The sequence below is a fragment of the Elstera litoralis genome, from assembly GCF_000963705.1.
GTDB classification, from domain to species: Bacteria; Pseudomonadota; Alphaproteobacteria; order Elsterales; family Elsteraceae; genus Elstera; species Elstera litoralis.
This window is the reverse complement of the sequence record NZ_LAJY01000857.1, coordinates 1-7767: the sequence shown is the minus strand read 5'-3', so window position 1 is coordinate 7767 and position 7767 is coordinate 1. Positions and strand designations below refer to the sequence as shown.

At 48.9% G+C, this 7767-nt stretch carries 5 protein-coding genes and 2 pseudogenes; 3 read left to right on the top strand and 4 right to left on the bottom strand.

What is annotated here, in order from left to right; translation table 11 throughout:
* Both VZ95_RS24645 and VZ95_RS24640 read right to left on the bottom strand, forming a co-directional pair.
* A partial coding sequence (locus VZ95_RS24645) for a hypothetical protein (RefSeq protein WP_156995470.1) occupies positions 1-240 on the bottom strand: 240 nt, incomplete at its 3' end.
* A gap of 161 nt (positions 241-401) precedes the next feature.
* The gene (locus tag VZ95_RS24640) at positions 402-854 is read right to left on the bottom strand and encodes a hypothetical protein (protein WP_156995469.1); all 453 of its coding nucleotides are present in this window, start codon (positions 852-854) and stop codon (positions 402-404) included.
* Positions 855-1417: 563 nt separating this feature from the next.
* Between VZ95_RS24640 and VZ95_RS24635 the strand changes: the two are divergent.
* Positions 1418-1684 (top strand): annotated as a pseudogene (locus VZ95_RS24635) (transposase domain-containing protein); the annotation flags it as partial.
* A gap of 330 nt (positions 1685-2014) precedes the next feature.
* On the opposite strand, the gene VZ95_RS20255 reads toward VZ95_RS24635, so the two are convergent.
* Positions 2015-3907, bottom strand: coding sequence for a DEAD/DEAH box helicase (locus tag VZ95_RS20255; RefSeq protein WP_156995468.1), 1893 nt, complete (start codon positions 3905-3907; stop codon positions 2015-2017).
* Between the two features lie 199 nt (positions 3908-4106).
* Positions 4107-4961 carry a HamA C-terminal domain-containing protein gene (locus VZ95_RS20250; protein WP_084627956.1) on the bottom strand — a complete coding sequence of 285 codons (855 nt, stop codon included), beginning with the start codon at positions 4959-4961 and terminating at the stop codon, positions 4107-4109.
* Between the two features lie 346 nt (positions 4962-5307).
* Here VZ95_RS20250 and VZ95_RS20245 point away from each other — a divergent pair.
* Positions 5308-5695, top strand: a pseudogene (locus VZ95_RS20245) (transposase); the annotation flags it as partial.
* 190 nt (positions 5696-5885) lie between these two features.
* The coding region (locus tag VZ95_RS20240) for an N-6 DNA methylase (protein WP_045777466.1) at positions 5886-7767 on the top strand (1882 nt) is incomplete at its 3' end.

Sequence of the window (7767 nt, the reverse complement as noted above, 5' to 3'; positions counted from 1 at the left end):
GAACAAACACCAATCCCGCACACTTTTATCGATATTAAGAGGCGCATCGCTTGAAAGCTTCTTTAAATGACGAAGCAGAGAATTTGCAATTACATCAACCGCAAATATCAGCGGGTCACTCTTGTCAATAACAATAATTTCCCCAATCCTGTCCGCATTTACCATTTTATCTTTCACTCTTACCTCTAATTCTAATTTATTAATACTGCGCTCAAGAGTGTTTATGTTTGTAACGTTCACCGAATATGATCCTTTCGATAAATCAATAATATCATTTAAATTTAACTTAAAAGCGCGAAGAAGATTGTCATCTATTTTGTCAAAATGAATATTTGTAAAATCTTTTTTTGCATAATCTCAAAAAGTCGTCCAAATTTAAACCCAATTGAATCATTGTTTGCTCAAGAATATTTTCGTTGCTTGGTCTTTCTTGGCCGGGAATTCGAAACTCTGTAGATTTCATTTCGGTCACAGCTTTTGATTGTCTTTCGGCGCGCTCCACAAAACTTTTTGCGAGCTATGCGAGCCCTACGCGCAGCGTAGACCACATAAATTCTGTGTCGACGTACGATCTCAAAAATCCCCTGCCGCGCATTCTCTGCAGCCTTACGCCAAGTTTTGTTGCCCTCGGCAAATGCATCAGTAATATGCAATATTGATTCTGGAGGCGCAGCCTCACAAAAGACATCATAAAATTTCTTTACCTCATTACGGCAGAAGTTTACATGTTCAATCGGTATGGGTAGGGCACAGAGTAAAGAAATTTCATCATCTTGCTCGGGGGTCAAGTTGCGAACGAGACCATTCAAACCAGCCTCGTCAACATATGTGACTGTATCAGCAATTTTAGACATTCCTCTTAACTTCCTCAAAAAAAAGAGATCAATTTAAACCCCGTTCCTTTGGGATATATTCCTGGAGCCTCTCAACACATTAAAAAGTATAGAATAAAATTTCACGTTTTTTAAAGTTTTTTGGTTGTGCCTCAGAGACTGTTGACAGAGATGTAGAATACATCTGCAACATGTTCTCGACGAAATTTCCGTACCGACATCGCTGGAAATTGTAGCTGATAAGGTTGTCTCATTGGCCTTGGGTGAGATCATAGGCAAGATTCTGTATATAAATCGGGTATCGCCTATGTATTTTTCTGTCATCATTTAACGCATATCTCGCTAATGGCAGATTGATACGACTCAATTAACATATGGACTAGAGTTTCATTCAGATTTTCCCAAAAATTACCGCCCTCCAGCTGACCTGCTTAAATCGGCTGATATTCTGTGCAGATGAGTAAGTGACCCAGTGTATTTTCTGTATTTTGCACTCGGACCGAATTCTATACGTGTGCGAGCTTTTTACCCTCGTAAATTTAGGCTCTAGATGGCAAAACCATCATGTTTTCAAGAGGCAGACGCTTACCGATGAGCACACAAAAATAGGTAGCTATATTCCGGACCTTACCATCTACCCCATCACTCTCAACCGAGAAAATGCTTACTTCGCGGGGCGCGACGCCTGAGCAGAAAACTGGGCCGTCATCGCCTCGCTGATCGAAATCAGCAAAATGAACGGTATCGACCCACAGGCTTGGCTGACCGCAACCCTCACCGCCATCGTCAAAGGCCATAAGCCGAGCCAAATCGACGATCTGCTTCCGTGGAACTATCACAGCAACGCATGAGGAGGAAAGCGCATACGGTATTGTTATTACTACTGGCAGAAAAAGCAACAGGCCCACAGTTTGCTACCCTCAATGTCAGGCAAGGGCATGAGCTATGACAACGCGACTGTCGAGGCCTTCTTCAAAAGCCTGAAGGCTGCATTGCTCGGGCGCCAAACTTGGTTAACAAGGTGGCAGGCAGAAGCCGCTATCTTCCCGTAAATCAACGACCTCTACAACCCGCGTAGTCGCCATTCATATCTGGGCGGTATCAGTCCGCTCGCATTCGAAGCCAGGACGGCGTATTGAAGTAGGCCACAGCCATAAATTAATTGCAACCAAAAATTGCACCTAAGTCAGTTTCAGATCGAGTGCATAGGCCAACCAGTTGCGTTCGAAATCAGAGAGCAAGCCAGACTCGCCCAGGACAGCTTGTTCCAAACGCTTTGTCAGGGTTTTTTTGCTGTCATTATTTTTTACGAAGCGCTCTGCAACCTGAATTGGAATCCCTTCCTCTTCCAAGCTTCTCAAAGCCTCGTTTCGGAACCAGCGGCTAAGTTCTCGCACAAATAGGTCGTAGTTCACGGAGTCGTCCCTCTTCGAGGCAAACAGCGCAACTAGCGAAATTACCTGCGGCAAGCCATACTCACATGCACGTAAAAACTTGAATATACCATCGTAGGCCTCTGGATCACCTTTGTAGCTTGAGTTGTAATTGAGCATAAAATCCTTTATTTTCTGGGCGCCCCTCAGAGCGGAAATCAAAAACGTGAGTTGTTTATCAGAATACGCACCAAAATCGCGGGCACTCTTCACCTGGCATATTACCCGAACGACCTCTTCGATTTGATTGTAGTCGGGGTATCCGCTCCAAATTAAAAGACTGCTATTGTGCAGACTCTGTAAAACCTGATGGCGAATGCGAGCCGCAGTCTCCAAGCCTACTGAGGAGGCAATCCGCAGCTCGTCCCTTGACAGCCCCAGCTCGTTAGAAATTACTGAAATTCGAGCATTCGTGTCCTTGGAAAGATCTACCTCGTCTAGAAAGACAAGATAGTCATCCGAGGCATTTTCTTCGTCGTCGAACAATGTTGGTGCCACTTCAGTCTCTTGCGGTGGGGGAGGCGGATTGAAGAGATAAACCTGCCCCACACGATGCTCACCCAGGCGCCCCGCACGCCCTTTGATGTTCGAAAAGGTGAAAAAATCAAAGTTTGCCCTACTGATTTTCTTATCGTAGATCATTACCGTCTTTGCTGCAGTATTGACCCCTTCGATCAGGGTCGAGGTACAGAATAGGACGGGAAGGGTCTTCGCGTTAAACAGGCGCACCATCTGGGATGCTAGGGATCGAGGGATGCGGGCGTGGTGAACGGCGAAGCCATTATTGACTACTGCAATCAGCGGCCACTTGTCTCCATAGTTCTCCCGCATCCAAGTGGCCATCTCGTCAGCGGTGTGCGACACCTTGAATTTATCGGCAGCAGTGCCCGCAAGCATGTTTGCCCGATCTGGCGATGAGACGAAAACAAGCGAGGGCCAATTGCGCTCTTGTCTCAGCTCTTCATAAAGGCGAGCTTCCTTGTCCTCAACCTCTCCTAAGTCATATATATCAACAGCTACAGTTGAAAAGCGTGTCTTTAGGAACTGAAATTTCCAACGCCCTTCGACGGTTACAGTGACATCGTCGATATTCGGACCGAGGAAGAAGAACTGGCGAGATTTTAGCAAAAGCCTCCTTACAGCGGCGTTCAACGCAACATTGCGCTCATCCTTGCGTCTCGGATCAAGCTTATAGAACTCATCCACAACGGTCAGATCGAGCGTCCCGATGTCGTCGCGATTGAGCAACCTTTCCTGGGTGCCGAGAAAAATGACATCCGCGCCTGCGGCGCGCTCTTCGGGGTGCATTACCAACTCAAACTTGTCCTGAAACCTCCGGCGAAGGCGGCGCCTGAACTCGTCTAGCAATGCAATCGTAGGCAGTATAATGGCAACTCTACGATACTTTCCAGAGGCCAATAGCGCATCAACAAGAAGACTTTTCCCAAAGCTCGTCGGCGCGCTCAAGATCAGGTTCTCGCCCGACAGCAGCGTGTTTAAGGCCTCAATTTGTTCACGATGAAAGGTGATACCTCCAAGCTCTTCGGACGTAACACTTTCCGCGAGAAGCAAGTCTGCGTAGTCCGCAATCTCCTTGTCGATGTAATTCCACAGCCCGGTGGCTCGAGCGAGCGCGTTCACCACTTCTCTTAACTTTTTCCAACTCAGGCTTTTTTATCAATCAATCGATAAATTCTAGGAATAATTTGGAGTAATTCTGGCTCGTCAGGTTCTGAGGAGTTAATTGCAAGGGATGCAGATTGTAGGACTTTAAATACAGCAGGTATAATCTCCGGTCCGTCTATTTTATCAAGAGAGGCCCAGTCAATCGGCGACATAGTCATGGCTGCAAGCCTTTCAGTCTATTGTCAAATGCGTCAGCAAGGCGTGACTTTTCCGCCAATGGTAGATAGATCAGCATGACCCTAATTTTAGTCATGAGACCTGATTTCGTGATCAAGTCGTACAGAGCGGCAAGCTCTGCTTCGATGGCTGCCGTGTAGTCGTCATCAACTCTCTTAGTTTTCTTTGTAGCGGAACTATCGCCAGCGACGAGCACTGGAAACACCGCTCGGTCAAAGAGTTCGTCTAGCGAAGTTTGGATTGAAAGAATATCTCTGATTTCTTGATAGTTCGGAAGTGATTTTGATACTTGAGGGCCCAGAATGAGCTTCTGGTTCCGAAGGAAGCCTAGGTCGATATGTTCCGTGATTGAAGAAATAGCAGCTTTGGTTGCGGCATTGCTGTCTTCATAAAATTTCGCTTCACCCAGCCAAAGTTCACTTCTTCCTTCAACCATACGAACGTGAGCCAGGTCAAAGGATTTGACGACGTCGTTTGATGAGGTGAGATAGAACACACGGGGCGCGAGCGGTATCGTGCCAAAAAACTCGCGGCAGATCGCGTGTAGTGCGATCTCTCCAACCTCGCCGCGTCTCTTATATTTATTGCTAGTATATATTCGAATAGCCGCTTCTCTGAGGCGGATATACATATTCCCGTGATGTACCCCCAACTCGTCTTCCTTGAGGGCGTAGTCCGCAAGCCATTCGATAAGGTGGTCGGCAAGTCCATTACAGCGCCATTCCTCGACTTCGAAACCGGCACAGTAGGCTTCTCGGGTAGGACTTACTGAATGACTTGAATAAATTTGAGTGAAGAACCGCGCGGGTCTATGGGCATAGATATCTGACAAGCGCGCGGCCTCCTACCGGATACGAAGCATACTGAAGCACTATGCAACTTTAGCTTGATGACTTCAACCCCCTTCGCGTTCCATGAAGTCCGGTGCGAACTGCGTCGTATTACCTACGAAATAGGTAAAAAAACTTGACGAACTTTCCCTGCCATCTCTCGCACAAGGGGCAAGCAGCAGCTGGTGAGTAGTGTTGCCCCGTTTCACCGGACACTCAGTCGGCTGCGGCATTGACCTGTTCCATGCAAATGTATCCAACTTGCGGTGATCTGCTCCCGAGAAATTGGACGGTTTTGAGTTAGAGTTTTTCCGTCTGAATTTCCCTGGCTGGGAGGAGCGGAAAAGGATGAAAGCATCGCAGTTCTCGGACGCCCAGAAGCGTTCATTCTGAAACAAGGCGCGGACGGGGTTCTTGTTGCGGAGATTTGCCGGAAGGCTGGGATCAGCCAGGCGGCTTACCTCAACTGAAAGAAGAAATATCATGGTTTGATGCCAACCGAGATGCGGCGGTTGAAGCAGCTTGAGGATGAAAACACCAAGCTGAAGAAACTGGTCGCAGACCTGTCGCTCGATAAGGAGATACTGCAGGACGTTATCAGACGAGCCGAAATCCGGCGCAGCCAAAGCTCGAAGGCCTGCCGGGCAGCAGGATTTAGTTAATGGGGTTCGAGGAGATTGGGGCGCCGATCCGGCGGGCCTATGCTGTTCTTGAGGCGGAGAGATCGACCTACCATTAACGGTCCCGCCGTCCCGGGCAGGCCGAGCTTACAGCGCGCACGTCATACCGATTTTTTTGACAGCATGGTGGCATTGGCAATGACCGTAATTCCACACTTGTAACGAGAGCAGGCCAGGTATAGAGACGATAAAAGCGAAGCTTCCCATCAATCTCAGCGGAAGCTCTGGATATAAAGGTCGGTTTCTATGGATAAGACGTCTGGAGAGTTCGGCGGAAGCCCTCTGTTTTCCGAAGAAGAACTACGGGCACTTTATAGCCGCGTAACTTACCGCGACATTCGAGGGCAGCGGGTGCCTTATGTTACCTGTCTTATTCGGGAAAAGGAAATTCAACTCAAGCCGGAGGAAAAAACCCGTCAACTTTGGCTTGCGCGCTTAATGGATAAGCTTGGCTACGTTCGGTCTAGAATTACGGTTGAATATCCCATCACGTTCGGGCGTGACAGTTCTAAACGTGCGGATATAGTTGTTTTTGATGCTGACCGTCCCAGCGTGCCCTATATTATTTTTGAAGTGAAGCAGCTTAAATATAAGGATGGTAAGGAACAGCTCCGCTCATACGCTCACGCAACAGGTGCCCCCCTGGCGGTCTGGAGCAATGAGGTAATTGCCGAAGTCTGGCATCGTAAGAACCCCAATTACTTCATGCCGATCCACGAATTGCCGCGCGCGGATCAAACAATTGAAGATGTCGTCGATCACCCTTGGACGATCCAGACTTTGATCGATCTCGAAGACGAGCGGGTAAAAGAGGGAAAATCTGCCCGCTCGCTGCGTGATCTGATTGAAGATATGGAAGATGAAGTGCTGGCGAATGCTGGGGTTGATGTTTTCGAGGAGGTCTTCAAGTTGATCTTCACGAAGCTATATGACGAGATGACCTCGCATCGCCGCGACACTTCGCTAAGGTTCCGCAATCAAAATACGGCTGCGCAGCTCAAGGGGGCCATTCAGAATTTATTCGATGATGCTAAGAAAAAATGGCCGGGGGTCTTTCTTGAAGATGAGCGCATCCGACTGTCACCCGATCATCTCCAGGTGTGCGTTGGCTCGCTGGAAGAATGGAAACTCTTCAACTCTAATCTCGACGTGATCGACGACGCTTTTGAATATTTGGTTTCCAAATCCTCTAAGGGCGAGAAGGGACAATATTTCACCCCGCGCTGGGTTATCGACATGTGCGTGCGCATGATGAACCCGAAAGAAACCGAGACCGTGATCGATACGGCTTGCGGTTCGGCGGGCTTTACCGTGCACGGTATGTTTCATGTGTGGCGGCAGATCATGCGGGAAATGGGGCGTGAGGAAAGCCACCTGTTTACGATGGAGGCCAAGCCCAACCGCTGTATCGATTATGTCCGAGACCATGTTTTTGCCATCGATTTCGATGAAAAAAGTGTTCGCGTTTCGCGGTGCCTCAATCTGATTGCGGGCGACGGCGAAACCAATGTTCTGCATCTCAACACCCTCGATTGGACGAAGTGGGACGAGACCGCAAAGCAAAATGAATGGCTCGATACTTATGGCGACGGTTGGCGACGCTTGCGCAAGCTGCGCGTTAAGGAGAGGGGCGAGGCGAGCGATAAACCCAGCTATCGAAATTTTGGAATCGACGTACTAATGGCCAACCCGCCGTTTGCGGGTGACATTAAGCAGTCGGATATGCTCTCGCCCTATGATCTTGCCCACAAGAAGGATGGCAAGCTGGAGCGGGCAGTGGCGCGCGATCTGCTGTTTATTGAACGCAATCTAGACTTCCTGCGTCCGGGCGGGCGTATGGCCGTGGTTTTGCCGCAGGGACGGTTCAATAATGCCTCCGACCAGCGGACGCGCGAGTTTATTATGGAACGCTGCCGCATTCTCGCGGTTGTCGGGTTGCATCCCAATACCTTTAAGCCCCACACAGGCACCAAGACCAGCGTGCTGTTTGTCCAGAAATGGAACGATGACGCAGCGCTCGGGCCATTGTGCCCCAAGGTGCAGGACTACGATATCTTCTTTGCCACGCAGCAGGTGGAGAGCGTCGATAACTCGGGCCGCAAGGTCTATCGCAAAAACCCCGACGGAA